This is a genomic window from Comamonas suwonensis, from assembly GCF_012844455.2.
Taxonomy (GTDB): Bacteria; Pseudomonadota; Gammaproteobacteria; order Burkholderiales; family Burkholderiaceae_C; genus Comamonas; species Comamonas suwonensis.
The window spans coordinates 17,907-42,512 of record NZ_JABBCQ020000007.1 but is presented as its reverse complement, the minus strand read 5'-3'; the positions used below and the strand labels follow the sequence as shown (position 1 = coordinate 42,512).

The 24,606-nt window shown below is 59.5% G+C and carries 20 protein-coding genes and 1 tRNA gene; 11 read left to right on the top strand and 10 right to left on the bottom strand.

The window, feature by feature from the left end:
* Window positions 1-56 precede the first annotated feature (56 nt).
* The 7 genes from lon to HF327_RS09450 form a co-directional block, all read right to left on the bottom strand.
* On the bottom strand, window positions 57-2,474 hold the full coding sequence (gene lon, locus HF327_RS09480; RefSeq protein ID WP_169107987.1) for an endopeptidase La: 2,418 nt from the start codon (window positions 2,472-2,474) through the stop codon (window positions 57-59).
* A 156-nt stretch (window positions 2,475-2,630) separates the two neighbouring features.
* Complete coding sequence (gene clpX / locus HF327_RS09475; RefSeq protein WP_169107986.1) at window positions 2,631-3,893, bottom strand: ATP-dependent Clp protease ATP-binding subunit ClpX; 1,263 nt, start codon at window positions 3,891-3,893, stop codon at window positions 2,631-2,633.
* A 176-nt stretch (window positions 3,894-4,069) separates the two neighbouring features.
* Window positions 4,070-4,678, bottom strand: a complete 609-nt coding sequence (gene clpP / locus HF327_RS09470) for an ATP-dependent Clp endopeptidase proteolytic subunit ClpP (RefSeq protein WP_169107985.1) — start codon at window positions 4,676-4,678, stop codon at window positions 4,070-4,072.
* 135 nt (window positions 4,679-4,813) lie between these two features.
* Window positions 4,814-6,124: a trigger factor gene (gene tig, locus HF327_RS09465; RefSeq protein WP_169107984.1), complete on the bottom strand. Its 1,311-nt coding sequence runs from the start codon at window positions 6,122-6,124 to the stop codon at window positions 4,814-4,816.
* Between the two features lie 337 nt (window positions 6,125-6,461).
* Window positions 6,462-6,548 (bottom strand) — tRNA-Leu (locus tag HF327_RS09460).
* Between the two features lie 84 nt (window positions 6,549-6,632).
* Window positions 6,633-9,842, bottom strand: coding sequence for an efflux RND transporter permease subunit (locus HF327_RS09455; protein ID WP_169107983.1), 3,210 nt, complete (start codon window positions 9,840-9,842; stop codon window positions 6,633-6,635).
* Window positions 9,839-11,014 (bottom strand): efflux RND transporter periplasmic adaptor subunit, encoded by a 1,176-nt coding sequence (locus HF327_RS09450; protein WP_236024134.1) that lies wholly within the window; start codon window positions 11,012-11,014, stop codon window positions 9,839-9,841. The genes HF327_RS09455 and HF327_RS09450 overlap by 4 nt, the downstream gene beginning before the upstream one ends.
* A gap of 239 nt (window positions 11,015-11,253) precedes the next feature.
* Here HF327_RS09450 and hpnC point away from each other — a divergent pair, with 239 nt between their 5' ends.
* The 4 genes from hpnC (at window position 11,254) to HF327_RS09430 (ending at window position 15,670) form a co-directional block, all read left to right on the top strand.
* Window positions 11,254-12,159, top strand: a complete 906-nt coding sequence (hpnC, locus tag HF327_RS09445; protein WP_169108133.1) for a squalene synthase HpnC — start codon at window positions 11,254-11,256, stop codon at window positions 12,157-12,159.
* Window positions 12,160-12,309: 150 nt separating this feature from the next.
* Window positions 12,310-13,149, top strand: coding sequence for a presqualene diphosphate synthase HpnD (gene hpnD, locus HF327_RS09440; protein WP_169107981.1), 840 nt, complete (start codon window positions 12,310-12,312; stop codon window positions 13,147-13,149).
* Between the two features lie 8 nt (window positions 13,150-13,157).
* A complete protein-coding gene (gene hpnE, locus HF327_RS09435) occupies window positions 13,158-14,504 on the top strand; it encodes a hydroxysqualene dehydroxylase HpnE (protein WP_169107980.1) in 1,347 nt (448 codons plus the stop codon).
* 143 nt (window positions 14,505-14,647) lie between these two features.
* Window positions 14,648-15,670 carry a Bug family tripartite tricarboxylate transporter substrate binding protein gene (locus HF327_RS09430; RefSeq protein WP_169107979.1) on the top strand — a complete coding sequence of 341 codons (1,023 nt, stop codon included), beginning with the start codon at window positions 14,648-14,650 and terminating at the stop codon, window positions 15,668-15,670.
* A 114-nt stretch (window positions 15,671-15,784) separates the two neighbouring features.
* On the opposite strand, the gene HF327_RS09425 is transcribed toward HF327_RS09430, so the two are convergent.
* The 3 genes from HF327_RS09425 to HF327_RS09415 are packed head-to-tail and all read right to left on the bottom strand — an operon-like array spanning window position 15,785 to window position 17,690.
* Entirely contained in the window at window positions 15,785-16,000 is a 216-nt protein-coding gene (locus tag HF327_RS09425; RefSeq protein ID WP_169107978.1) for a DUF2788 domain-containing protein, read from the bottom strand.
* 46 nt (window positions 16,001-16,046) lie between these two features.
* A complete protein-coding gene (locus HF327_RS09420; RefSeq protein WP_169107977.1) occupies window positions 16,047-16,895 on the bottom strand; it encodes a DUF2189 domain-containing protein in 849 nt (282 codons plus the stop codon).
* A gap of 45 nt (window positions 16,896-16,940) precedes the next feature.
* Window positions 16,941-17,690: an HAD family hydrolase gene (locus tag HF327_RS09415; RefSeq protein WP_169107976.1), complete on the bottom strand. Its 750-nt coding sequence runs from the start codon at window positions 17,688-17,690 to the stop codon at window positions 16,941-16,943.
* Window positions 17,691-17,761: 71 nt separating this feature from the next.
* Here HF327_RS09415 and hemH point away from each other — a divergent pair, with 71 nt between their 5' ends.
* From hemH to HF327_RS09380, 7 genes are all read left to right on the top strand, one after another.
* A complete protein-coding gene (gene hemH / locus HF327_RS09410; protein WP_169107975.1) occupies window positions 17,762-18,859 on the top strand; it encodes a ferrochelatase in 1,098 nt (365 codons plus the stop codon).
* Window positions 18,860-18,918: 59 nt separating this feature from the next.
* Window positions 18,919-19,887, top strand: coding sequence for a LysR family transcriptional regulator (locus HF327_RS09405; RefSeq protein WP_169108132.1), 969 nt, complete (start codon window positions 18,919-18,921; stop codon window positions 19,885-19,887).
* Window positions 19,888-20,090: 203 nt separating this feature from the next.
* Complete coding sequence (locus HF327_RS09400) at window positions 20,091-21,044, top strand: isopenicillin N synthase family dioxygenase (protein ID WP_169107974.1); 954 nt, start codon at window positions 20,091-20,093, stop codon at window positions 21,042-21,044.
* 11 nt (window positions 21,045-21,055) lie between these two features.
* A complete protein-coding gene (locus HF327_RS09395; RefSeq protein WP_169107973.1) occupies window positions 21,056-21,865 on the top strand; it encodes an alpha/beta fold hydrolase in 810 nt (269 codons plus the stop codon).
* 59 nt (window positions 21,866-21,924) lie between these two features.
* The gene (locus tag HF327_RS09390; protein ID WP_169107972.1) at window positions 21,925-22,926 is read left to right on the top strand and encodes an ABC transporter substrate-binding protein; all 1,002 of its coding nucleotides are present in this window, start codon (window positions 21,925-21,927) and stop codon (window positions 22,924-22,926) included.
* A 68-nt stretch (window positions 22,927-22,994) separates the two neighbouring features.
* The gene (locus tag HF327_RS09385) at window positions 22,995-23,774 is read left to right on the top strand and encodes an ABC transporter ATP-binding protein (RefSeq protein WP_169107971.1); all 780 of its coding nucleotides are present in this window, start codon (window positions 22,995-22,997) and stop codon (window positions 23,772-23,774) included.
* Window positions 23,775-23,794: 20 nt separating this feature from the next.
* Window positions 23,795-24,565 carry an ABC transporter permease gene (locus tag HF327_RS09380; protein WP_206764388.1) on the top strand — a complete coding sequence of 257 codons (771 nt, stop codon included), beginning with the start codon at window positions 23,795-23,797 and terminating at the stop codon, window positions 24,563-24,565.
* Window positions 24,566-24,606 lie beyond the last annotated feature (41 nt).

Here is a 24,606-nt window from a genome sequence, read left to right as displayed (position 1 = left end):
GTAGCGCAGTTCTGAGGGGTCTCAGAAAAAACGCCACATTTTTCATAAAAACACGCTTAGTGCTTGATTGCAGCCTCTGTAGGCTTGGCATCCGCAGCGGCTACAGCAGGCACTGTTTCCTCAGATAAAGGATCGGGCACGCGCTCCAAAGCGACCTTGAGAACTTGGTCAATCCACTTCACAGGAATGATCTCCAGACCGCTCTTCACGTTATCCGGAATATCCTGCAAGTCCTTGGCGTTCTCTTCAGGGATTAGCACAGTCTTGATGCCACCACGCAGAGCGGCCAGCAGTTTCTCCTTCAGTCCACCAATCGCCGTAACTTCACCACGCAGGGTAATTTCACCCGTCATCGCCACATCAGCACGCACCGGGATACCTGTGAGCGCCGAGACAAAAGCCGTGGTCATGGCCGCACCAGCGCTGGGACCATCCTTGGGCGTCGCGCCATCTGGCACGTGCACATGGATATCCTTCTTCTCAAAGGCCTCATCCTTGATACCCAGCAGGCGTGCGCGGCTACGCACCACAGTACGGGCGGCTTCCACGGATTCCTTCATCACATCGCCCAGCGAGCCGGTACGCGTGATGACACCCTTACCAGGCATGATGGCCGCTTCAATGGTCAGCAAATCGCCGCCCACTTCCGTCCAGGCCAGACCCACCACCTGCCCCACCTGGTTGGCATGCTCCGCACGGCCGTAGCTGAACTTGCGCACACCCAAGTAGTCATTCAGGTTGTCGGCATTCACCACGACCTGAGGCTTGAGCTTGCCCAGTTGCAATCCCTTGACCACCTTGCGGCAAATTTTGGACAGCTCGCGCTCCAGAGAACGCACGCCCGCTTCACGGGTGTAGTAGCGCACGATGTCACGAATAGCGGACTCGGTCACCTCCAGCTCGCTCTCCTTCACACCATTGTTGGTGATCTGCTTAGGCAGCAGGTAGCGCATGGCGATATTGGTTTTTTCGTCTTCGGTATAGCCCGACAGACGAATCACCTCCATACGGTCCAGCAGCGCCGAAGGAATGTTCATAGAGTTAGAAGTCGCCACAAACATCACGTCAGACAGGTCGAAGTCGACTTCCACATAGTGGTCGCCAAATTTGTTGTTCTGCTCGGGGTCCAGCACTTCCAGCAAGGCGCTCGATGGATCGCCGCGGAAATCCATGCCCAGCTTGTCGATTTCATCAAGCAGGAACAAAGGGTTGCGTGTGCCCACTTTCTCGAGGCTCTGCAACACCTTGCCCGGCATGGCTCCGATATAAGTACGGCGGTGTCCGCGAATCTCAGCTTCGTCACGCATGCCGCCAAGCGCCATACGCACATACTTGCGCCCCGTGGCTTTGGCAATGGACTGCCCCAACGAGGTCTTACCCACACCAGGAGGCCCTACCAAACACAGGATGGGCGCCTTGACCTTGTCCACGCGCTGCTGCACTGCAAGATACTCAAGAATGCGGTCCTTGACCTTATCCAGGCCAAAGTGATCTTCGTTGAGCACTTCTTCGGCGTTGGCCAGGTCGTGCTTGATCTTGGTCTTCTTGGACCAAGGCAGACCCGTCAGCACTTCAATGTAGTTACGCACCACCGACGCTTCTGCCGACATGGGTGACATCAGCTTGAGCTTTTTGATCTCCGCTTCTGCCTTCTTGCGCGCCTCGGCAGGCATCTTGGCGAGTTTGATCTTCTTTTCGATCTCTTCGATGTCTGCGCCGTCTTCGCCTTCGCCCAACTCCTTCTGAATGGCTTTGACCTGCTCATTCAGATAGAAGTCACGCTGGTTCTTTTCCATTTGACGCTTGACGCGGCCACGGATGCGCTTGTCGACGTTGAGGATGTCTACCTCGCGCTCAAGCTGCTCGAACAGGTTTTCCAGACGCTCCTTGATGTCCACCAGGTCCAAAACGGCCTGCTTGCTCTCAAGCTTCAATGGCAGGTGGGCCGCAATGGTGTCGGTCAGGCGACCTGCATCGTCGATGCTGGCGATAGAGGTCAGAATTTCCTGAGGAATCTTCTTGTTGAGTTTGACGTACTGGTCAAACTGCTGTGTCACCGCACGGCGCAGCGCTTCGATTTCGCTTTGCGCATGTGCGCCTTCGCCCACTGACTCAACAGGCGCGACGGAGGCTGTGAAATGCGTATCTTCGTCATTAATCAGCTTGACCAAGGCGCGCTGCTGGCCTTCGACCAGCACCTTCACGGTGCCATCGGGCAGCTTGAGCATCTGCAAGATGGTGGACACACAGCCCACATCAAACATGTCTTCAGCAGCAGGCTCATCTTTGGACGCCGTCTTTTGCGCCACCAGCATGATGCGACGGTCGCCGTCCATGGCCAGCTCCAGAGCCTTGATGCTCTTGGCGCGCCCCACGAACAGCGGGATCACCATATGCGGAAACACCACTACATCGCGCAACGGCAGCAGTGGCAGAGTCAGCTCGGTAGAAGGCAAAGGTTTTTTTGCAGACATAGATATCCTCGGTTTCTCAGCGGAAGATGGTCCGCCTACCGGTGTATTTCAACCCCTGGCAACAAATTGTTTTTGCTTCACCAGGGGCATTGCCTTTCAGCCTGCGGCTACAAAGCGATGACTTTTCGTCACGCGCCTTGCATGCCAGCTACAGTATCAAGCCTTTTTGGCGGCTTCGCGGTAAACCAGCAACGGCTCTTTACCGTCTTCAATCGTTGCTTCTTCCACCACGACTTTTTCCACGTTTTCTGCGGTTGGCAGCTCGAACATGGTGCTGATCAGCGACTGCTCCACGATGGAGCGCAAACCACGAGCACCGGTCTTGCGGGCCAGCGCCTTGCGAGCAATGGCCTTCAAGGCGGCAGGGCGGATTTCCAGTTCCACGCCTTCCATGGCCAACAGCTTGCTGTACTGCTTGACCAGCGCGTTTTTGGGCTCAGTCAGGATCTGCACCAGCGCCTCTTCGCTCAGCTCAGCCAGCGCAGTCACTACGGGCATGCGACCTACCAGCTCAGGGATGATGCCGAACTTGATCAGGTCTTCAGGCTCAATCTCCATGAAGATGTCGGAGATAGAGCGCTGCTTCTTGCTCTTGACGGTAGCGCCAAAGCCGATACCAGAAGCCTCAGTGCGGTTCTCGATGACTTTTTCCAGCCCTGCAAACGCGCCGCTGCAGATGAACAGGATATTGGTCGTATCGATCTGCAGGAAGTCCTGATTGGGATGCTTGCGGCCACCCTGAGGCGGAATGCTGGCCATCGTGCCTTCAATCAGCTTGAGCAGAGCCTGCTGCACGCCCTCACCCGAAACATCACGGGTGATGCTGGGGTTTTCAGACTTACGCGAAATCTTGTCGATTTCGTCGATGTAAATAATGCCGCGCTGAGCCCGCTCAACATCGTAGTCGCAGGTTTGCAGCAGCTTCTGGATGATGTTTTCAACGTCCTCACCCACATAACCGGCTTCGGTCAGCGTGGTGGCATCGGCCATCACAAATGGCACATTGAGCTGGCGTGCCAGCGTCTGAGCCAGCAGCGTCTTACCAGAACCGGTGGGGCCAATCAGCAAGATATTGCTCTTGGTCAGCTCTACATCGTCCTTGCCAGCTTTATCTTTGTGATTGAGGCGCTTGTAGTGGTTGTATACCGCCACAGCCAGCGTACGCTTGGCCTTCTCCTGCCCGATCACGTAGTTATCAAGATTGTTCTTGATATCTGCGGGCGTAGGCAGATCTCCACGACCTTCCTTGGGGTCGACAGCAGGCTGTTCGTCGCGAATGATCTCATTGCACAAGTCGATGCACTCATCGCAGATGAACACGGACGGGCCGGCAATCAGTTTCTTGACCTCATGCTGGCTTTTGCCGCAGAAGGTGCAATACAAATTCTTTTCGGTGGAAGAGCCTTTTTTATCGGCCATGGGGGCTATGCCTCGTTACGAAAAAACGAAAATTAATGATAACCAAAGACAAGGCGGCGCATGCCTTCAGGGACAAACGCCGCCGAGCAAGCTCTGAAAGCCTTTGAACAGCGATCAGATTTTTGATTGAAGCGGCCTTGCAGCCCAGTCAGAGACTGGGCTTGGCGCTAGCAATTTCAAGAACGCTTGCTGATCACCTGATCAACCAGACCATATTCCTTGGCCTCGTCGGCGGAAAGGTAATAGTCGCGTTCGGTGTCGCGCTGGATGCGTTCCAGCGGCTGACCCGTCTGCTCCGCCAGAATCTTGTTCAAGCGCTCGCGCGTCTTGAGGATTTCACGGGCATGAATTTCAATTTCAGTGGCCTGACCACGCGCACCACCCAAAGGCTGATGAATCATGACCTGAGCATTGGGCAATGCATAACGCTTGCCCTTGGCGCCTGCGGAAAGCAGGAACGCGCCCATGCTCGCAGCCATGCCTGTGCACAGCGTGGACACATCTGGCTTGATGAAATTCATGGTGTCAAAAATCGCCATGCCTGCCGACACGCTGCCGCCAGGAGAGTTGATGTAGAAGGAAATATCCTTGTCAGGATTTTCGCTTTCCAGAAACAGCAACTGAGCGACCACCAGATTGGCGGTTTGGTCATTGACCTCACCGACCAGGAAAATCACGCGTTCTTTGAGCAGACGCGAATAGATGTCGTAAGAGCGCTCACCGCGACCCGACTGTTCAACGACCATGGGAACCATGCCCAAACCCAGTGTATCCAATGCGCTCATGTTTTCTCCAGTGCTATGCGCCTACTGTAGCCGCATTCTGAAATGAAAATGGGGCTTGCGCGCAAAAGCACAAGCCCCGCTTTTCAACTTATCAGTACCGGCCTAGGGCAAGTACCGACAATAGATCAACAGCGATTAAGCCTGACCCATCAGTTCGTCGAAGGACACCGCCTTGTCCGTCACCTTGGCCTTGGCCAGCACGAACTCGGTCACGTTGTTTTCGATCACAACAGCTTCCACTTCGGCCAGACGGTTGCGGTCACCGAAGTACCAGCGCACCACGTCTTCAGGCTTCTCGTAGCTGGAAGCCAGCTCTTCCACGTGAGCCTTGATCTGCTCAGGCGTAGCGTGCAGTTCGTTGGTCTTGACCAGCTCAGCCACCACCAGACCCAGACGCACGCGACGCTCTGCCTGGGGCAGGAAGATGTCTTCAGGGATTTCAGCCTTGGCTGCGTCCTTGATACCGCGTTGTTCCAGTTCAGCGCGAGCGCCTTCCAGCAGACGACCCACTTCAGCTTGCACAGAAGCCTTAGGCAAATCCAGCTCAGCCACGGACACCAGAGCGTCCATCACGGCTTGCTTGTTGCGGCCTTGAACGCGGAACTTCACTTCGCGCTCCAGGTTCTTCTTGATGTCTTCGCGCAGGGCTTCAACCGAACCGCCGTCCACGCCCAGAGTCTTCACAAACTCGGCATTCACTTCGGGCAAGATAGCGGCTTCCACCTTCTTCACTGTCACCAGGAAGTCGGCAGTCTTGCCGGCCACGTCTTCACCGTGGTAGTCAGCGGGGAAAGCCAGGGGGAAAGTCTTGGACTCGCCAGCCTTCATGCCGCGGGTTGCGTCTTCGAATTCCTTGAGCATCTGGCCTTCGCCAACCAGGAACTGGAAGTCTTCTGCCTTGCCGCCGGAGAAAGTTTCGCCGTCGATCTTGCCTTCGAAGTCCACAGTCACGCGATCGCCGTCCACAGCAGCTTCATTAGCTGCGCGCTCGACGAAAGTGCGACGCTGCTTGCGCAGAATGTCCACAGTCTTGTCGATAGCAGCGTCGTCCACACTCGTGGACAGCTTTTCCACTTCAGCAGCAGTCAGATCACCGATCTTGACTTCAGGCATCACTTCGAACACGGCCTCGAACAGGGCTTCGCCTTCGGCAGCGCCTTCCTTTTCGGTGATCTTGGGCTGACCAGCAACGCGCAGGTCAGCTTCAGTCACGGCAGCCGCGAAAGCCTCGCCCACCTTGTCGTTCAGCACTTCGTACTGAACAGCGTAGCCATGGCGCTGAGCCACAACGCTCATCGGCACCTTACCAGGACGGAAACCGTCCATCTTCACAGTGCGCGCAACGTTCTTCAGACGTGCATCCACTTCGGCCTGGATAGCAGACAGGGGCACGCTCAGCGTGATCTTGCGCTCGAGCTTTTCAAGAGTTTCAACGTTAACGGCCATGATTTTTCCTAAGAGGGATGAGGACCGTGCAGATTGCTGTGCAACCCGCACCGTATTGCGCAAAGTCACAGTGCGCGCACATCTAGCGTCATGCGGCACCACAAATTTTCCGAAGCCTGCTCCGGTAATGAGCCCCGCGTCTGGCGCCGGGCATTTATTCAAATCAGAAACAGGCGAAGCCGACCATTATAACGAGCAGCTGCGCTGGCTCCGTCATCGGACATAAGGGGTTTGCCTGAAAAGCTGACCCAGGCTTCGCAAAAAACCTGTGCAGCAAAGAAAAAGCCCGCACCTTGTTTGAGGTTGCGGGCTCTTGGCAGCATGAACTGCCGGTATCTGGTGCGCGGAGCCGGACTCGAACCGGCACGGTGTTGCCACCGTCAGGACCTAAACCTGGTGCGTCTACCAATTTCGCCACCCGCGCGGTCAGTAATTCGCAAATTTACGCTTACTGAGGTCAAGGCGCAGATTCTAGCCGCAAATCGGCAGCCTTCAGCACAAAGGGGGGTCAGGCAGTTTCCTTCTTGATACGAAACACCGCCGCGTACATAGCTGGCAGCGCCAGCAACGTGAGAACGGTTGCCACAATCAGCCCGCCCATGATGGCTACAGCCATAGGACCCCAGAACACACTGCGCGACAGCGGAATCATGGCCAGCACTGCAGCAGCAGCCGTCAGCACGATGGGGCGCAGACGATGAACCGCTGCTTCCACAATCGCATCCCACGCGGGGACGCCCTGCGCACGCCCGGTCTCGATCTGGTCAATCAAGATGACGGAATTGCGTTGAATCATGCCCATCAAGGCCACGACGCCTAGCAGCGCCACAAAGCCGAACGGGCGATTCAGCAACAGCAAGGCCGCAGCCACGCCTGGCACACCCAGCGGGCCGGTGATAAACACCAGCAGCGAACGGCTGACGCTGCGCAGCTGTAGCATAAGCAGCGTAAACGTCAAAAACAGCAGCACCGGAATGCCAGCCACGATAGCGCCCGCACCCTTGGAGCTTTCCTCCACCGCGCCGGCGACTTCGATGCGATAGCCAGCATCACCAGCGGCATGCCAAGTCGCCTCCATCTTGCGCAGTTGCGGCAGCAACTCATTGGTGAGCGTCGCACCCTGCAGGCCTTCGCGCACATCGCCTTGAACGGTGATGGCGAAGTTGCGCTTTTCACGCCACATCACGCCAGGCTCCCAAACCATGGCAGGCTTGGCGATCTGCGTGAGCGGAATCGACTTGCCGCCACTGGTGGTCACGTAGACACCAGCGATATCCGTGATGGCATCACGATCCTGCTTGGGCGGACGAATTACGATGTCAATCAGCTTATCGCCCTCACGAAACTGGCCCACAGTAGTGCCGCTGAAATTCATGCCAGTGGCTTCGGCAATCGACTGGCTGGTCACCCCCAGAGCGCGCGCCTTGTCCTGATCCACCTGCAGACGAATGACCTTGACGGACTCGTTCCAGTTGTCATTCACACCACGCATATCAGCGTTGGCCTGCATGAGTTGTTTGACATCATCGGCATAGGCGCGCAACTTGGCCGGGTCAGCCCCCATTACGCGGAACTGCACCGGATACTGCACGGGCGGACCATTGGGCAGCAGCTTGGAGCGGGCCCGCACCTCGGGAAATTCCTCGGCCATCAAGGCCGGCAGCTTTTTGCGAATTTCTTCGCGCGCCTTCAAGTCCTTGGCCACCAGAATGAACTGAGAGACATTGTTCTGCGGGAACACCTGATCCAGCGGCAGATAAAAGCGTGGCGCCCCGGAGCCAATCCATTCGCTGACCGAGTCCACCCCGTCCAGCTCCAGAAAGCGCTTTTCCACGCGCAGTGTCACTTCCTTGTTGGCACTGAGTGCCGTGCCTTCCGGGAACCAGATATCGACCAGCACCTCAGGGCGACTGGAATCCGGGAAAAACTGCTGCTGCACCTTGCCCATGCCCACCAGCCCCAGCGCAAACACCAGCACCGTGGCGCCAATCGTCAGCCAGCGGTGCTCCACACACCAGTTCACCATGCGGCGAAAGCGGTTGTAGAACGGCGTATTGAACAGCTCGTGCTCACCGGCATTGGTATTGATGCCTGCTTCTTCGGCAGACACCTCGCCAGAGGCCACCTCGGGCGGCAGCTTGGCCGCATGCGGCGGCTTCTTGAGCAGCAGCAGCCCCAGATAAGGCACGAAGTACACCGAGGCAAACCAGCTCAGCACCAGCGCAATCACCGTCACCGCGAAGATGGCAAAGGTGTATTCCCCCGTCATGGACTTGGCCATGCCAATGGGCAAAAAGCCCGCCGCCGTAATCAGCGTACCGGTCAGCATGGGCTTGGCCGTGATTTCGTAGGCGAAGGTGGCGGCGCGGTATTTGTCGTAGCCCTCTTCCATCTTGCGAACCATCATCTCCACAGAAATGATGGCGTCGTCCACCAACAGGCCCAGCGCAATGATGAGCGAGCCCAGCGAAACCTTGTGCAAGCCGATATCCCAGTACCACATGGCCAGAAAAGTGGCTGCCAGCACCAGCGGAATGGTGATGCCCACCACCAGACCGGGGCGAGGGTCGATATACCAGCGCCTCCATAGCGGATTCTGGCCCTGACGCTTGTGCAGACCCAGGCTCAGAAAGCTCACGGCCAGCACGACGACCACCGCCTCGACTAGCACCTGCAGGAACTCGCTGACCGAATCCGCCACCGCCTTGGGCTGGTTCTGCATATTGTTCAGCGTCACGCCCACGGGCAGATTCTTGGCGATGCGATCTGTCGTCAGCGTCAGCGCCTTGCCCAGGGCAATGATGTCGCCGCCCTTGACCATGGAGACGCCCAGCGCCACCGTAGGCTCGCCCTGAAAGCGCACCATCACATTGGCGGGATCGGCGTAGCCACGACGCACCTCGGCAATATCACCCAGTCTGAACTGGGCACCGCCCGGGCCGGCAATCGGCATTTCGCGCAGCTGATTCAGATCGTTGAACTGACCTTGCACACGCAACACGATGGTTTCAGCAGGTGTTTGCAGCATGCCAGCCGATGCCACAGCGTTTTGCTGGTTGAGCTGGTCCAGCACCTGCTTCAGGTTCAGTCCCATTTGCGTGGCGCGGTGTGACAGCTCAACGTAGACCTTCTCGTCCTGCACGCCAAACTGCTCCACCTTGGCCACATAGGGCACCTGCAGCAGTTGCAGACGCACATCGTCAGCAAGCGTTTTCAGTTCTGCGTAGCTGAAGCCTTTGGCCTGCAGCGCGTAAATCACGCCGTAGACATCGCCAAAATCGTCGTTAAAAAACGGCCCTTGCACGCCCTGCGGCAAGGTGTAGCGCATATCGCCCACTTTTTTGCGCACCGTGTACCAGAGCTGCGGCACCTCCTTGGGCGGCGAGTAGTCCTTGACCTGGAAGATGACTTGCGACTCGCCGGGCTTGGAGTAGCTGCTGATCTTGTCAGCGTAAGGTACCTCCTGCAGCGTGCGCTCGATCTTGTCCGTCACCTGCTGCGCCACCTGCTCCGCCGTGGCACCGGGCCAGTAGGTACGAATGACCATGGCGCGGAAGGTGAACGGCGGGTCTTCATCCTGCCCTAGCTGGAAAAAGGCCGCAAAGCCCAGCACCATCAGCACAACGATGAAGTAGCGCGTCAGTGCCACATGATCGAGTGCCCAGCGGGAAAGATTGAAGTGCGAACCGCCTATCTTATGCTTGTCTCCGCCGCTCATTTGCCAGCCTCCACGGCTGCTGCTGGCTGGGCCTTCGCTTCTGTTTCAGGAGCTGCTTGTGCTCCACCTGTCTGCGCTTGAGGCTGATTTGGCTGTGAATTTTGAGCCGGCTTGGCATATTTATCGCGGTACACGGTGACTTTTTGCCCCGGCGTCAGCACATGCACACCCGTGGCCACCACCTGCATACCCGGCTGCAGGCCAGAGGCAATCACCGCCTCGTTACCATCCGCGGCACCGACTTGCACCGGCTGCAGCTTGACGGAGCCACTGGCCGCGTCATAAAGCCACACCGCCGTGCCCTGACCCTTGTCACCTTCCTGGCGCAAAGCCGTGGTCGGCAGCTTGATGACCTGCGCACCCACCGCCTCCTTGCCCGCACCCATGCCTGCGGGTATGACCTGTACCGTTGAGCCCAGCGCAGGCAAATCGGTGCCCTGCAAGGCAGCCTTGATCAGATAGGTGCGCGTGGCCGCATCAGCACTGGCGGCGACCTCGCGCACCTGCGCATCGATCAGGCGAGACTCATCAGACCAGGGGCGCACCTTGACGGCCTGCCCGGGCTTGATGGCGCTTCGGCGGTCTTCGGGCACGTTAAACACCGCGTCCCGTGCGCCATCGAGTGCAATGCGCACCACGGGTGTGCCTGCGGCCACCACCTGACCAGGCTCTGCATCCACGCTGGTCACCACGCCATCGGCATCGGCCAGCAGTTGGGTGTAATTTTCCTGGTTGGACTGGCTGGACAGCTGAGCCTTGGCCTGATCCAGCGATGCCTGAGCGGCCTTCAAGTTGGCCTCATAGCGCTCCATCTCGGCGGCGCTGATGAAGTTCTGCGCCCGCAGCGTGCGAAAGCGCCTGGCATTGGCATCGGCCAAGTCACGCTGTGTGGTGGCAGAAGACAGCTGGGCACGCGCGGCATCGGCGCTGAGCTGGTAGTCACGTGCATCCAGCCGCGCCAGCACCTGACCCGCCTTGACATGCTGGCCCAGCTCCACCTCGCGCTTGGTGATCTTACCTGCGACGCGAAAGCCCAAACGAGACTCCACCTTGGCCCGCACATCGCCCGAATACTCTTGAGCCGCTTCAATCGCACCCTCGCCCACCGTCACCAGTTTGACCGCACGAACCGGCTCAGGCAGAGGCTCTTGCTTGGAGCAGGCCGACAACATGGCCGCAGCCGCCACGATAGACAGGGCCAGCAAAGGAGCCGCATTCCTGCGCGATGAAACCGACACTGCAAAACGACGAAAGGGCGATACAGCCATGGTGTCCTGGGCTTAAAAAATAAGAAAAGCGCAGCAACCAGACAGGTAGCTGCACCAAAGTCAGCGCTGATTGTGCACGCTCGTACGCTTTTACGCCGTCTTTTTATCGGCCAGCAACAAGCCTTGGCGCAGCTCAGTCCACAATACGGGCCGTGAACCATACGCCCCCCGCAAGCCCCGCGCCCCATGAGCCGGGCAGCATCACGCACTACGAAAATTTCCCCGTCGCATCCTGGCTGTGCCCGCCCCAGCTGCGCCCGCCGATTGCGGCCATCTACCACTTTGCGCGCACCGCCGATGATCTGGCCGACGAGGGTGACTTCAGCACCGATCAGCGCCTGCTCACGCTGCAGCAATACGCCACAGACCTGCAACACATCGGCACGGCAGGCGAAGCCGGCATGCTGACCCGCACCGCCTGGCCCCAGGTTTTTGGCCCGCTGGCCGCACAGGTGCAGGCGCACCAGTTGCCCAAGCCATTGCTGGCCGACCTGCTCAGCGCCTTTGATCAGGATGTGCGCATGACGGGCGCGCAGGCTCGCTACACCGACATGGCCCAGCTGCTCGACTATTGCCGGCGCTCGGCCAACCCGGTCGGGCGGCTGCTGCTGCATTTGTATGGCGTGGGCCATGCCAAGGCGTTGATTCAGAGCGACGCCATTTGCACAGCGCTGCAGCTCATCAATTTCTGGCAGGACTTGAGTCAGGACTTGCCGCGCCAGCGCCATTACTTGCCAGATGCCGACCTGGCCCGCCACGGACTTGCGCGAAGTGCTATCAAACCCGAAGCACAAGCGCTGACACCCGCGCTGCAGACACTGCTGGATGAACTCAACCGCCAGGCCCGCAGCTTGATGAACCATGGCGCACCACTAGTGCATCAGTTGCCCGGCCGCGCGGGCTGGGAGCTGCGTCTGGTGGTGCAAGGCGGCCTGCGCATTCTGAACAAGCTGGACGCGATGCAGGGCCGCAACCTCTACCAGCGCATCAAGCTGGGCAAGAAAGATGTGCCCGCCATGCTCTGGCAAGCCCTCATCATGCCCGCCTGAAATTCAAGTAAAAATAGCTGCCAGCCCTTTACAGATAAGCGCTAGCAGCTATTGAATTTAAAGTACGAGCGGGAGTTTTGACGATGCGCAAGCAGCGCATTGCACTCTTGCGCCCGCCAGACACCCTTGCCATGTGACAATCCTCCCCCTATGAATCCGGATCAGTACGTCCAAGACAAAGCAGCGTCCTCGGGCAGCAGCTTTTACTACGCCTTCCTCTTTTTGCCCAAGGAGCGTCGCGCCGCTATCACGGCTTTTTATGCCTTCTGCCGCGAAGTGGATGACGTAGTCGATGAGGTCACCGACCCCGGCGTCGCCGCCACCAAGCTCGCATGGTGGAAGAGTGAAGTGCACAAAGGCTTTAGCGGTCAGTCCAATCATCCCGTGATGCTGGCGCTGATGCCCCACGCCCAAACCTATGGCATTGAAGAGCGCCATCTGCAAGGCGTGATCGAAGGCTGCCAGATGGATCTGGATCAGACCCGCTATCTGGACTATGCCGGTCTGCAGCGCTACTGCCATCTGGTGGCCGGCGTGGTCGGCGAAGTCGCAGCACGCATCTTTGGCCAGACCGACGAGCACACCACCGAATACGCCCATACGCTGGGGCAGGCGCTGCAGCTCACCAACATCATTCGTGATGTGGGCGAAGATGCCATGCGCGGCCGCATCTACCTGCCCATCAGCGAGCTGCAGCAGTTCGACGTGAAGGCGCACGAGATTACCAAGCGCGAATATTCAGACCGCTTTACGGCGCTGATGCGTTTTCAGGCCGAGCGCGCTCATGGCCTCTATGACAAGGCTTTCTCATTACTGCCAGACGCTGACCGCCGCGCCCAAAAGCCCGGCCTGATGATGGCCAGCATCTATCGCACCCTGCTGCGCGAGATTGAGTCCGAGAACTTTCAGGTTCTGCACCAGCGCATCAGCCTCACGCCACTGCGCAAGCTCTGGCTGGTCTGGAAGATGCAGGCCCTGGGCCGCATGTAATCGCGGCCATGCAAGTTGCCATCATCGGTGGCGGCTGGGCCGGCATGGCCGCCGCAGTACAGCTCTCGCTCAGCGGCCATCACCCCACAGTTTTTGAAGCCAGCCGCCAGCTGGGTGGCCGCGCCCGCAATCTGAATCTGCCCAATGGCACAGACGCCGACAACGGCCAGCACATTCTGATTGGCGCTTATGCCGACTGCCTGCGCCTGATGCGCATGGTTGGCGCCGATCCTGAAAAAGCCTTGCTGCGCAAGCCGCTGGCCATGCGCTATGCCGACGGCAGCGGTCTCTCCTTCCCCAACCTCCCTGCACCCCTGGATGCCTTGATCGGAATTGCCAGCGCCAGCGGCTGGTCGCTGCGCGAACGCGCCGCCTTGCTGGGCCGCGCCGTGCGCTGGCGCTTGCAGGGCTTTCGCTGTGCAGACACAGCCACGGTAGCCGATCTCTGCACCGGCCTGCCAGGGCGGCTGCTTGATGAATTTATTGAGCCGCTATGCGTCTCGGCTCTGAACCTGCCCGCAGCGCAGGCCAGCGGCAGTATCTTCTTGCGCGTGCTGCACGATGCCTTGTTTGCAGGCACCGGCGGCTCTCACTTTCTGGTGCCGCGCTGCGGCCTGGGCGACTTGTTCCCCGTGCCTGCCGCGCAATGGCTGCAAAGCCGGGGCCACGCCGTGCATACGGCCAGCCGTGTTCAAGAGCTGATTCCCCAAGGCCAGCAATGGCTGCTGCGTGCAGCCAATCCGACCATCGTCACAGCGCTTGAACAATCGCGCTTTGATGCCGTGCTGCTGGCCTGCCCACCCCATGAAGCTGCAAGACTGGCCCTGCTGGCCGCCGAAGACGAACGCCTGCCCGCACGAGACGGTGTGCACTACCAGAACTGGTCGCAAACCGCGCAGGCGCTTGAGCACACGGCCATTGCCACGGTTTATGCCCGCACCAGCCATCGCCTAACAGCGGCCATGCCCTGGCTGGCCCTGCACCCCGGCGAATCGGCCCCCGCGCAGTTTGTGTTTGATCGCGGCCACCTGCACACCGAAGATGCTGCCCAGCAAGGCCTGATGGCCTTTGTCATCAGCGACTGCCGCACAGACCGCGAAGCGCTGCAGCAGCAGGTGCTGGAGCAAGCCCGCCAGCAGCTGGGCTGGCAAGACATTGAAGCCGTGCAAACCGTGGTGGAAAAACGCGCCACCTTTGCCTGCACGCCTGCCGTAGAGCGCCCAGAGATGGAACTGGGCCATGGCCTGTGGGCCTGCGGCGACTACATTGCCGGCCCCTACCCGGCCACGCTCGAAGGTGCCGTGCGCAGCGGCATGGCCGCGGCAGATGAACTAGTCAAAGCAGACCAGTCCTGAGCGTTAGGCCGCTCTCATCAGGGTATTCCTGATGCCTGAATAGTCCTGCTGCACCACGTTTGACAGCCGTTTGACAGCCACAGTTGCAACCATGGCTTGAGAGTTCACTCTCAGCCAAAAAACACCAAAGCAACGGAGACAACATGGCATCCACGTTCAACCAATCCACCCGCGAAGTGCTGACCATCTCGCGCCGCCACCTGCTGACGGGCGCAGGCGCGCTGGCCTGCAGCAGCTTGCTGCCCGGTGTGGCTCAGGCGGCCGATGACAACTGGCCCAGCCGCCCAATTCGCTTTGTTGTGCCTTTCGCACCCGGTGGCAGCTCTGAAATTGTGGCCCGCTCCACCGCAGCCGAACTCTCCAAGACGCTGGGTCAGAACGTGTTTGTGGACAACAAACCCGGCGCCGCAGGCAATATCGCCATGCAGGAAGTAGCGCGTGCAGAGGACCAGAGCACCGTCATCCTTGGTCACATCGGCACGCTGGCCGTCAACCCCTACATCTTTGACAAGTTGTCCTGGGACCCCAAAAAGGACTTTGTACCTGTGAGCCTGCTGGCCAAGGTGCCTAGCCTGTACGTGGTGCACCCCGATCTGCCGGTCAAGAACATTGCCGATCTGGTGGCTTATGCCAAAAAGAATCCCGGCAAGCTGGGCTACGGCTCGGCCGGCAATGGCAGCGCAGGCCATCTGGCGTTTGAATACCTGAAGATGACCGCCGATATCTTCATGCTGCACGTGCCTTACCGCGGTACCGGCCCGATGATGACCGACCTGCTCTCGGGTCGTCTTGATGCCGCCGCTGTGGGCGCTGCTGCGCTGCTGCCGTTTATCAAGGCCGGCAAGGTGCGCTGCATTGCAACCGGCTCAACCAAGCGACTTCCTCAGCTGCCCGATGTGCCGACGGTGGCCGAGCAAGGCTTCCCTGGCTTTGAAATGACACAGTGGTACGGCATGCTGGCCCCATCGACCCTGCCCCGCGCCCATGTGGACAAACTGGCGGTTGAGTGCGCCAAAGCTGTCAAGGCCCCCGATGCCCTCAAGCGCCTGCTGGGCGATGCGGCAGAGCCCATTGGCAGCACGCCAGAGCAATTCGCCCAGTTCATCGCTACTGAGCAAAACCGCTGGCAAAAAGTCTTGAAGCGCGCACAAGTTAAACCAAGTTAACCCCCTGAGGCGCTACGCGCCTTCCCCCTTTCTCTTCGGAAGGGGGACGACATCCTCGCTGCGGGGCGGCCCTTGCTCGATGCCCCTGACTTAGTCAGCGCCCTCCGGCAAAGCTCAATGACTCTCTATCCACCACTGGATAGCGATCTTGGCGACGTAGCCAATAAAGCCAACGCCCAGACCCAGGCAGATCACAAAGGTGCCGAACTTTCCTGCCTTGGACTGGCGTGCCAGCTGCAGGATGATGAACACCATGAACAAGATGAAGGCACCCACGCCCCAGGTCAGAAAAAAGTGGGCGATCTGCTCTTCCGTATAACCAAATATCACGACAACCAGGTCCTTACAGCCTTGCCAGGCCCTGGTCGTGCGGCGCTCAGGCAGCAGGCTCTATCGGTTCATCCCTGGATGGAAATGCCGAGGCATCCACCAAGTCCCGATAAGCATGCCAGCTGGCATGGCCCAGCAAGGGCATCACAACCAACAGCCCCAGCAAATAGCTGCCAAGGCCCAGCAAAGTCAACAATACAATCAGCGCCGCCCACAGAGCCATAGGCACCGGGTTAGCCAGAACCACGGACCAGCTGGTCAACACGGCCTGGCGCACAGTCACTCGCCTGTCCAGCATCAGCGGCATGGCCACTACGCTGGACGCAAATATCGGAGCAGCCAGAAAACTGCCCAAAGCCATCCATTGCATGAAGAGCTGGCCGTCCTTGGCCAGCACCACATGCGTCATGAAATCCTGCAGTGTCTCCACTTGCACGGGCGACATCACGGTGATCAGCGATGCAGAAATCAGCACCCAGCCCGTGGCCGCCAACGCCAGCAGCGCACCAAATTTCACCATGCACCAGTACCCTCCCCGACCCGTGTCATGGCAGCTTTGCCATTGAGTCCAGGTTGTGCGAATCAGATTCCAGTTCGCAGTCTCACCGCGCTCAATGGCTCGGCTGATGGAATACAGGCTAGTGGCCACCAGAGGCCCTACCACCAGAAAGCCAGACAAGGCCCCTGTCATCAACCAGAAGCGATTGTGCCCCACGGTCAGAATGGCTGCTCCGATCAGGATCAAGACAAGACCATGGGCCATGCTCATTAAAGGAGCGTTAGCAATGTCCCGCAAAGCTCTGGAAAGCCACACCAGTGGCTGACTCCAGGAGATGGTGTGCACCGGCGCCAGTGGTGGCGGGGTGAAAAGGCAGGCTGTCTGGCAGGTAGGCATAGGCAATTCCTCTTCGCCGACCCGCGCACGCTCTCGCTCGTCAGGTCAACGATCTGCCAGCCCCTGACACAACTGCCAAAGGCTGGCGACTGTGACGTGGGGTTCAGGACCCACGCAAGGCCATGCTAACTGCTCACGGTTGAGCCACACCGCGTGCATACCCGCATCCATGGCGCCCTGCACATCCAGAGCCGCGTCATCACCGATATGCAGCACATTCTCTGGCGCGACGCCCACGGCATCGGCTGCGGCCTGAAAAAAGCGACCATCCGGCTTGGCCATGCCTGCATCGCTGGCCGACAGAGATGCCCTGAAGTGCTCGCCAATGCCCACCACATTCACGTTGGCATTGCCGTTGGAGAGCGCTACGACAGGCCAGCGCTGGGATAGAAACTGCAAGGCAGGCAATGCATCGTCAAAAAGATCCACCTGATGGCGTGCCGCAAAAAATTCATCGAAAGCAGGCTCGGCCAGTGCCGGGTCGTCTCCCGCACGCGTCAGCGCCAGACGAATGGATTCGCGGCGCAGGCCGCTCAGGTCGGTTTTCAGGTCAGGGCGCAGCGTCACAATTTCATGGCGCAATGCCCGCACCGTCGCGGTATCACCCAGACTTTGGGCCGTAGTAGGAGCATGCTGCTCCAGCCAGCGCAGCAAAACACCTTCGGCCTTGGTAATGGTGGGCCAGATAGGCCATAGCGTGTCATCCAGATCCAAGCTGATGGCACGAATCTGGCCGCTGGCGCGTAGCTGCTGCAGGGTTTCGATGGCGGGATTGATGGTGTCTTGAGCTTGCATACCCGCAAGGATAGCGGCAATGCAAACTCGCAGAGCTGCCGCACTCGCTTCTTAGCTGACACAATTGCGCCATGCCTTCACGCTTTGCGCCCGAACCCAGCTTCCGCCACGATCAATCAGCCCGCACCGGCATTCTGCTGTGCAATCTAGGCACACCCGATGCCCCGACGGCCGCAGCCGTGCGCCCTTATCTGGCCCAATTTCTGAGCGATGACCGAGTCGTCGAGATCCCCAAGCTCGTCTGGTGGCCGATTCTGCACGGCATCATCTTGCGCACACGCCCGGCCAAATCTGCCGCCAAGTACGCCACGGTCTGGCATGAAAAAGACGGCTCCCCGCTGCTGCACTGGACCACGCGCCAGGCCACGCTGCTGCGAGGCTGGCTGGGCGAGCGCGGCCACAACGTACAGGTGCTGCCCGCCATGCGCTATGGCAAGCCGTCCATCGAAGCGCAACTGGATGCTCTCAAAAAAGAAGGCTGCACGCGCATTCTGATTTTGCCGCTGTACCCCCAGTACTCGGGCACAACCACGGCCAGTGTGTTTGATGCCGTGTATGACTGGGCTAAGACCCAGCGCCACATTCCTGAGCTGCGCTTTGTGAACCGCTACCACGATGATGCGGGCTATATTGACGCACTGGCCCAGCGCATCGAAGCACACTGGCGCGGCCATGGTCGTGGGGAAAAGCTGGTGATGAGCTTTCACGGCGTCCCCGAGCGCACCCTGCACCTGGGCGACCCCTATCACTGCGAATCCCACAAGACGGCACGGCTGCTGGCCGAGAGACTGGGTCTTGCCAAAGAGCAGTACCTGGTCACCTTCCAGTCCCGATTTGGCAAGGCCAAGTGGCTGGAGCCCTATACCGAGCCATCGCTGATAGCTCTGGCACAGGCCGGAACCCAGCGCGTGGATGTAGTCTGCCCCGGATTCACCAGCGACTGCCTTGAAACACTGGAAGAAATCAGCCAGGAAGCGCGCGAAGCCTTTTTGCACGCAGGCGGCAAGCAGTTTGAATACATAGGCTGCCTGAACGACAGCGCGCCGTGGCTGACGGCATTGAGCAATATTGCCCAGCAGCACATGCAGGGCTGGCCCACGCAGCGCGAGGACGACGCCACCCTCAAAACCCGCCTGCAACGCGCCAAAGATCTGGGTGCCACCCAGTAAACAGTCCCCACGCGCAAGGGAATGACGAACTGGCACGCCATGTGCTGCCAGCCATGGGCATGCACATTCATGCCCGCTCCATTCGTTACTTTGACATGATTCGCCGCTGCAGCTCCATCCGCGAGGCGGCACGTCATCTGCATGTGGCGTCTTCTGCAGTGAACCGCCAGTTGCTGCTGCTCGAAGATGAAATCGGCAGCCCTTTGTTTGAACGCCTGAGCACGGGTCTGCGCCTCACCGCCGCTGGCGAAGTGTTCTCGCGCCATGTGATTACCGTGCTGCAAGATGAGCACCGTCTGTCCACCGAGCTGGAGCTGCTGCGCGGGGTGCGCCGTGGATCCGTGCATGTGGCGGCCGTCGAAGGACTGAATGCAGACCTGATGCCCGCCGTACTGACGCAGATGCATCGGCGCTATCCCACCATTCAGATTCATGTGCGCACCTGCGGCTCGGATCAGGCCGCACAGGCCGTGATTCAAGGGGATGCGGATGTCGGCATCGGCTTTTCCATCCAACGCCACGACCACTTGCGCCAATGCACCGTGGGCCGCTTTGCCTTGGGCGCCATCGTGCCCCCCAAGCACCCTATTGCCCAACTGCAGCGCGTGGACTTTGCCCTGTGCGCGACGTTTCCTTTGATTCTGCCAACGCCCGAGCTGTCCATGTACGGACTGCTACAGCCCCTGTTGTCGCACCACAAACGTGCATTGCAGGTTTTACTGGAAACCTCCTCCATCGAGCTGGCCAAAAGTCTGGTGGAGCGCGGCGTAGGCATCTTCTTTCAGAGCCGCCTCGGGTTGGAACGCGAGCTGCGTGAAGGTCGCTTGGTCCATGTGCCGCTCGATACGCCCACCACGCTGTATTCAGAGCTGGGGCTATACGTGCGCGCGGGTCGCACACTGCCTTCCGCACTGGATGCCTTTAACCGCATCGCAGCCGACGCCATTGAAACCCGCGAGAACGATGAAAGCATGGTTTTGCGCGGCTGGTCCGCTTGCGCGCAGGACAGCGAACGCGTCAGCGGATAAGCCTCACTTCCTGCTTCCGCAAACACCCTTTGAATCGGCGTTGTGCGCATTGAAGTGCATCAATGCACCAATGTCGTGCAGCGCTTTTTTTATGCAGAGGCGATGCTCTCTTTTTTAGATCGCCCTGCCGCAAAAGCTGCGCTATCCAGCGGGCACTTGGCTTCCTAAACTGGGTACCAAGTCATCCGATCTGGAACCATTCTGTGAGCACTTCTGCCCTCCCCCTGATTGATATCACCGGTCTGCGCGGCCATGATCCCGTGGCCCAGCATCTGGTGGCTGAGCAATTGCGCAAAGCGTGTGTGCAACACGGCTTTTTCTACATCACCGGTCACGGCATTGATCCTGAACTCATTGCCAGCGTGTTTGCCGCCAGCCAGACCTTCTTTGACCTGCCCATGGCGGAGAAGCTGGCTGTCGACAAAAAACTCTCGGTCTGCAATCGCGGTTATGAACCCTTGCGCGCACAGACGCTGGAAAGCGGCGCACCACCCGACCTCAAGGAAAGCTACTACATCGGTGTCGAGGTCTCTGCGAATGACCCGCGCGTACGCGCCAAGCGCTTTAACACCGGCCCCAACCAGTGGCCTGTCGTGCTGCCCGAGTTTAGAGGCGTGATGCAGAGCTACTACCAGGCCGCGTACCGCCTGGGATCGGCCATCGTGCAGGGTCTGGCGCTGTCTCTGGGTTTGCCCGGCAGCCACTTTGACGGTTATCTCAAAGAGGCGGCCGCCACGCTGCGCCTGCTGCACTACCCTCCGCAGCCCGCCTGCCCCGAACCCGGTGAAAAAGGCTGCGGGGAACACACGGACTTTGGGGGTATCACTTTGCTAGTGCAAGACGATGCGGGTGGCCTTCAGGTCTGGGACAAAACCAGCGCCAGCTGGATTGATGCACCGCCCGTACCCGGTGCCTTCATCGTCAACATTGGCGATTTGTTTGCACGCTGGACCAATGACCGCTATGTCTCCACGCTGCACCGCGTCATCAATGTTTCGGGTCGCGAGCGGTATTCCATCCCCTTCTTTTTCACCGGCAACCCGATGCATCGTGTGGAGTGCATTCCCACCTGCCTTGATGAAGGTGAACAAGCCAAGTACCTCCCCGTGACGGTAGAGCAGCACCAGATCGAGTGCTACCGCCGCACCTACGGGTGAAGGAGGCCGCCATGAAACCCACCCGACACATGGTTTTGATTCACGGTGCATGGCAGGGCAGCTGGGCCTTCTCTGCCTGGACGCCACTGCTGCAGGCCAAAGGCTGGAATGTGACGGCCGTCAACCTGCCTGGCAACGATGCATCCACCGATGGCGAACGCCATGCCCACCTGGACGGCTACACCGCGCATGTCCAGCGCATTCTCGAATCGCTGGACGGCCCCGCCGTCGTGGTGGGCCACAGCGGCGGCGGCATTACGGCATCGCAAGTGGCGCAAGCCGTTCCGCAACGCGTCAGCGCACTGGTCTATCTGGCCGGAATGATGCTGCCCAGCGGCATGCGCTATAGCGATCTGCTGACCCAGGCCCAAGCGGCAGACAGCGAGCTGTCACCCCAATCCATCGCAGGCATTGGCCCACACCTGATCTGGAACGAAGAACGCAGCCACAGCAGCGTACCCATGGATGCGGCACTGGCACTGTTCTTGCAGGATTGTCATGCAACCGCAGCCCTCAAAGCCGCAAGCCGCCTGTGTCCGCAGCCAGAGACAGGACGAGCCATGGTCAACCAGCTCAGCGCAGACCGCTTTGGCAAGGTGCCGCGGATTTATGTGGAGTGCCTGCAGGACCAGTCCGTGATCCACCCGCTGCAGCAACGCATGCAGCAGCTCTCGCCTGGTGCTCGGTGCATCCGCCTGGACTGCGGTCATGTGCCGCAGCTGGCCTGTCCGCAGGCGCTGACGGATGCCTTGCTGCCCGTTTTGAATGAAATAACCGCCAAGCCATTGATGAACATGAGCATACCGCTCATTAATGCATAGCAATTAGCCACCTCAACCGCTTCACCAACCTTTCACCGTCGCCCGTTCAGGAAACCCCCATGACCCGCCATTCCCCTTCTCCGTCCAAGCTTTCTGTGTTTGCCGCGCTCCTCATGGCTTTTGGCGGCGCGGCCCAAGCCGCTGACAAACTCACCGTGCAACTCGACTGGCTGCCCGGTGGCGACAAGTCCTTTGTGTACGCCGGTGTGCAACAAGGCTTTTTCAAAGAAGAAGGACTGGAGGTCAAGATTATTCCCGGCCGGGGTTCAGCCGATGCGGTGACCAAAGTCGCCTCGGGCTCGGCCGACGTGGGCTTTGGCGGTATCTCGGCGCTGATGATGGCCGCCGCCGAAGGCAAGATTCCGGTCAAGGCCGTGATGTCGCTGTACTCCAAGCAGCCCGATGCGCTCTTCACGCGTGCCGACAGCAAGATCAAAAGCCTCAAGGACATGGAAGGCAAGACCGTGGCCATGCCCACCTTCTCTTCGTCCAACGCCCTGTGGCCCATCGTGCTGCAAAAGAATGGTGTGGATGCCTCCAAGATCAAGGTCATCAAGTCCGACCCCGCCACCCTCGCCCCCATGCTGGCCCAGGGCCGGGTCGACGCCACCATCAACTGGGTGACCGTCGCCCCCGCCTTTGGTGCCGTGCTCAAACAAGCCAACAAGGATCTGGCCGTGCTCCCTTGGTCTCAATTTGGGCTGGATGGCTACGGCTGGTCCGTCATGGCAAACGACAAACTCATCAAGGAACGTCCCGAAGTACTCAAGCGCTATGTGCGTGCTCTGAGCAAGGCGTTGGAGTTCTCCATCCAGAACCCACAAAAAGCGGCCGAGTCGCTGAAAGCGCAGGTGCCTGAAGCCGATGTCGCCGTGATCAAGGCCGAGTTCGAGGCATCGATTCCACTGCTCAAGAACGAGATCAGCCAGCGCGATGGTCTGGGTAAGTTCGACGCAAAGCTGCTGGCCACCACCTGGGGCTGGGTGGCCCAGTCCATGAGCTATGACCTCAAGAAGGTAGACCCTGAGTCGCTGATAGACCGCAGCTTTCTGACCAAGTAAGGCACCAAGGCGGTGGCACACCGTCACCGCCCACCCGCCCCGTTTCCCTATCAAGCCTTCTGCCTGCCATGCAACACGTAATCGATTTGAACGCGGTCACCCAGACCTTTGTCTCCAGCGATGGCAGCCCTGTCACGGCCTTGCAGGGTGTGGATCTGCATTTGCGCCGCCATGAGTTTGTGTCGCTGATCGGCCCCTCGGGCTGTGGAAAATCCACCATCCTCAGGCTGATTGCCGGCCTGATCAAACCCTCACAAGGCGAGGTGCGCATTTTCGATCTGCCAGTCACCGAGCCGCGTGACGAGATCGGCATGGTTTTCCAAAAGCCCACGCTGCTGCCCTGGCTCAGCGTACTGGACAACATCACCTTCCCCATGCGCCACAAGTACGGCCATGTCGAGATGAAAGAAGAAGCCCGCGCCAAGCAGTTGCTGGACATGGTCGGCCTCAAGGACTTTGGGCACAAGCAGCCACACGAACTTTCTGGCGGCATGCAGCAACGCGTGTCGATTGCACGCTCACTGCTGCATGACCCCGACATTTTGCTGATGGACGAACCCTTTTCCGCTCTCGATGCCCTGACTCGCGACGAGATGAGTTTTGAGCTGCTGCGCATCTGGAATGAACGACCCAAAACCGTGGTGTTCGTCACCCACTCCATTCAGGAGGCTCTGCTTCTGTCCGACCGCATCGTGGTCATGAGCGCCCGCCCCGGCCGCGTCGCCGACATCATCGATGTTCCCCTGCCACGCCCGCGCAGCCTGGCCACGCTGGCCGACCCCGTGTTCCACGAAATGGCCAACGAAATTCGCGTCAAGGTCTTCAGCAAACATCCCGCACACGCCTAAAAAAGCTCCAGAGGCCCCCAATGCCAGCAATACCAGCCCTGATTCAACGCCACGCATCCCTGCTGGTTTTCCTCATCGTCCTGCTGATCTGGGAGTTCACCTGTCGCTTTGCACAGGTGCCCGAATACATTTTTCCGGCCCCCAGCGTGATCTGGAGTGCAGCGGCAGAGCTGGGCGCCACCCGCTGGCTGGAGCATGCGATGGCCACGCTTGAAGTTGCACTGGTGGGCTATGCGGTAGCCATTGCGCTGGCCATTCCACTGGCCATTGCCATTACTCGCTCGCAAGTTCTGTCACGCATCATCATGCCGTGGCTGGTGGTGATTCAGTCCACGCCCATCGTGGCCGTGGCCCCCATCATCGTCGTCACACTGGGTGCCGGCATGCTGCCCCGCGTCGTCATCACCACGTTGATTGCCTTTTTCCCCCTGGTGGTCTCCACCGCGCTGGGGCTGGCATCGGTTCCCGCTGAGCTGGTCGAACTGTCACGCTCCTTGCGCGCCACGACCAGCCGTCAGTACTGGCAAATTCGCATGCCGTTTGCCGTGCCTTATGTGTGTTCCGCCTTGAAGGTATCCATCACTCTGGCCATCGTGGGCGCTGTGGTGGCGGAATTTGTGGCGGCAGAGAAGGGGCTGGGTTATCTGATCTTGTTTGCCACCTCGTCGTTCAAGGTGCCCGTGGCTTTTGCGGCCCTGGGTTTGCTGGTGTTGTGCAGCCTCACTCTCTACGCCATCGTTCAGCAACTGCACAAGCGCCTCTTTCCCTGGAGCCAAAGCACTGCGGCGTGACACAAGCTGTGGGCGGCTGTACCAAGTCCCGCAATTCGTGG

What these genes read in the sequence shown, in the direction of transcription:
- lon (WP_169107987.1), bottom strand. Translation starts at nt 2,474, where the DNA reads ATGTCTGCAAAAAAACCTTTGCCTTCTACCGAGCTGACTCTGCCACTG.
- clpX (WP_169107986.1), bottom strand. Translation starts at nt 3,893, where the DNA reads ATGGCCGATAAAAAAGGCTCTTCCACCGAAAAGAATTTGTATTGCACC.
- clpP (WP_169107985.1), bottom strand. Translation starts at nt 4,678, where the DNA reads ATGAGCGCATTGGATACACTGGGTTTGGGCATGGTTCCCATGGTCGTT.
- tig (WP_169107984.1), bottom strand. Translation starts at nt 6,124, where the DNA reads ATGGCCGTTAACGTTGAAACTCTTGAAAAGCTCGAGCGCAAGATCACG.
- HF327_RS09455 (WP_169107983.1), bottom strand. Translation starts at nt 9,842, where the DNA reads ATGAGCGGCGGAGACAAGCATAAGATAGGCGGTTCGCACTTCAATCTT.
- HF327_RS09450 (WP_236024134.1), bottom strand. Translation starts at nt 11,014, where the DNA reads ATGTTGTCGGCCTGCTCCAAGCAAGAGCCTCTGCCTGAGCCGGTTCGT.
- hpnD (WP_169107981.1), top strand. Translation starts at nt 12,310, where the DNA reads ATGAATCCGGATCAGTACGTCCAAGACAAAGCAGCGTCCTCGGGCAGC.
- hpnE (WP_169107980.1), top strand. Translation starts at nt 13,158, where the DNA reads ATGCAAGTTGCCATCATCGGTGGCGGCTGGGCCGGCATGGCCGCCGCA.
- HF327_RS09430 (WP_169107979.1), top strand. Translation starts at nt 14,648, where the DNA reads ATGGCATCCACGTTCAACCAATCCACCCGCGAAGTGCTGACCATCTCG.
- HF327_RS09420 (WP_169107977.1), bottom strand. Translation starts at nt 16,895, where the DNA reads ATGCCTACCTGCCAGACAGCCTGCCTTTTCACCCCGCCACCACTGGCG.
- HF327_RS09415 (WP_169107976.1), bottom strand. Translation starts at nt 17,690, where the DNA reads ATGCAAGCTCAAGACACCATCAATCCCGCCATCGAAACCCTGCAGCAG.
- hemH (WP_169107975.1), top strand. Translation starts at nt 17,762, where the DNA reads ATGCCTTCACGCTTTGCGCCCGAACCCAGCTTCCGCCACGATCAATCA.
- HF327_RS09405 (WP_169108132.1), top strand. Translation starts at nt 18,919, where the DNA reads ATGCACATTCATGCCCGCTCCATTCGTTACTTTGACATGATTCGCCGC.
- HF327_RS09395 (WP_169107973.1), top strand. Translation starts at nt 21,056, where the DNA reads ATGAAACCCACCCGACACATGGTTTTGATTCACGGTGCATGGCAGGGC.
- HF327_RS09390 (WP_169107972.1), top strand. Translation starts at nt 21,925, where the DNA reads ATGACCCGCCATTCCCCTTCTCCGTCCAAGCTTTCTGTGTTTGCCGCG.
- HF327_RS09385 (WP_169107971.1), top strand. Translation starts at nt 22,995, where the DNA reads ATGCAACACGTAATCGATTTGAACGCGGTCACCCAGACCTTTGTCTCC.
- HF327_RS09380 (WP_206764388.1), top strand. Translation starts at nt 23,795, where the DNA reads ATGCCAGCAATACCAGCCCTGATTCAACGCCACGCATCCCTGCTGGTT.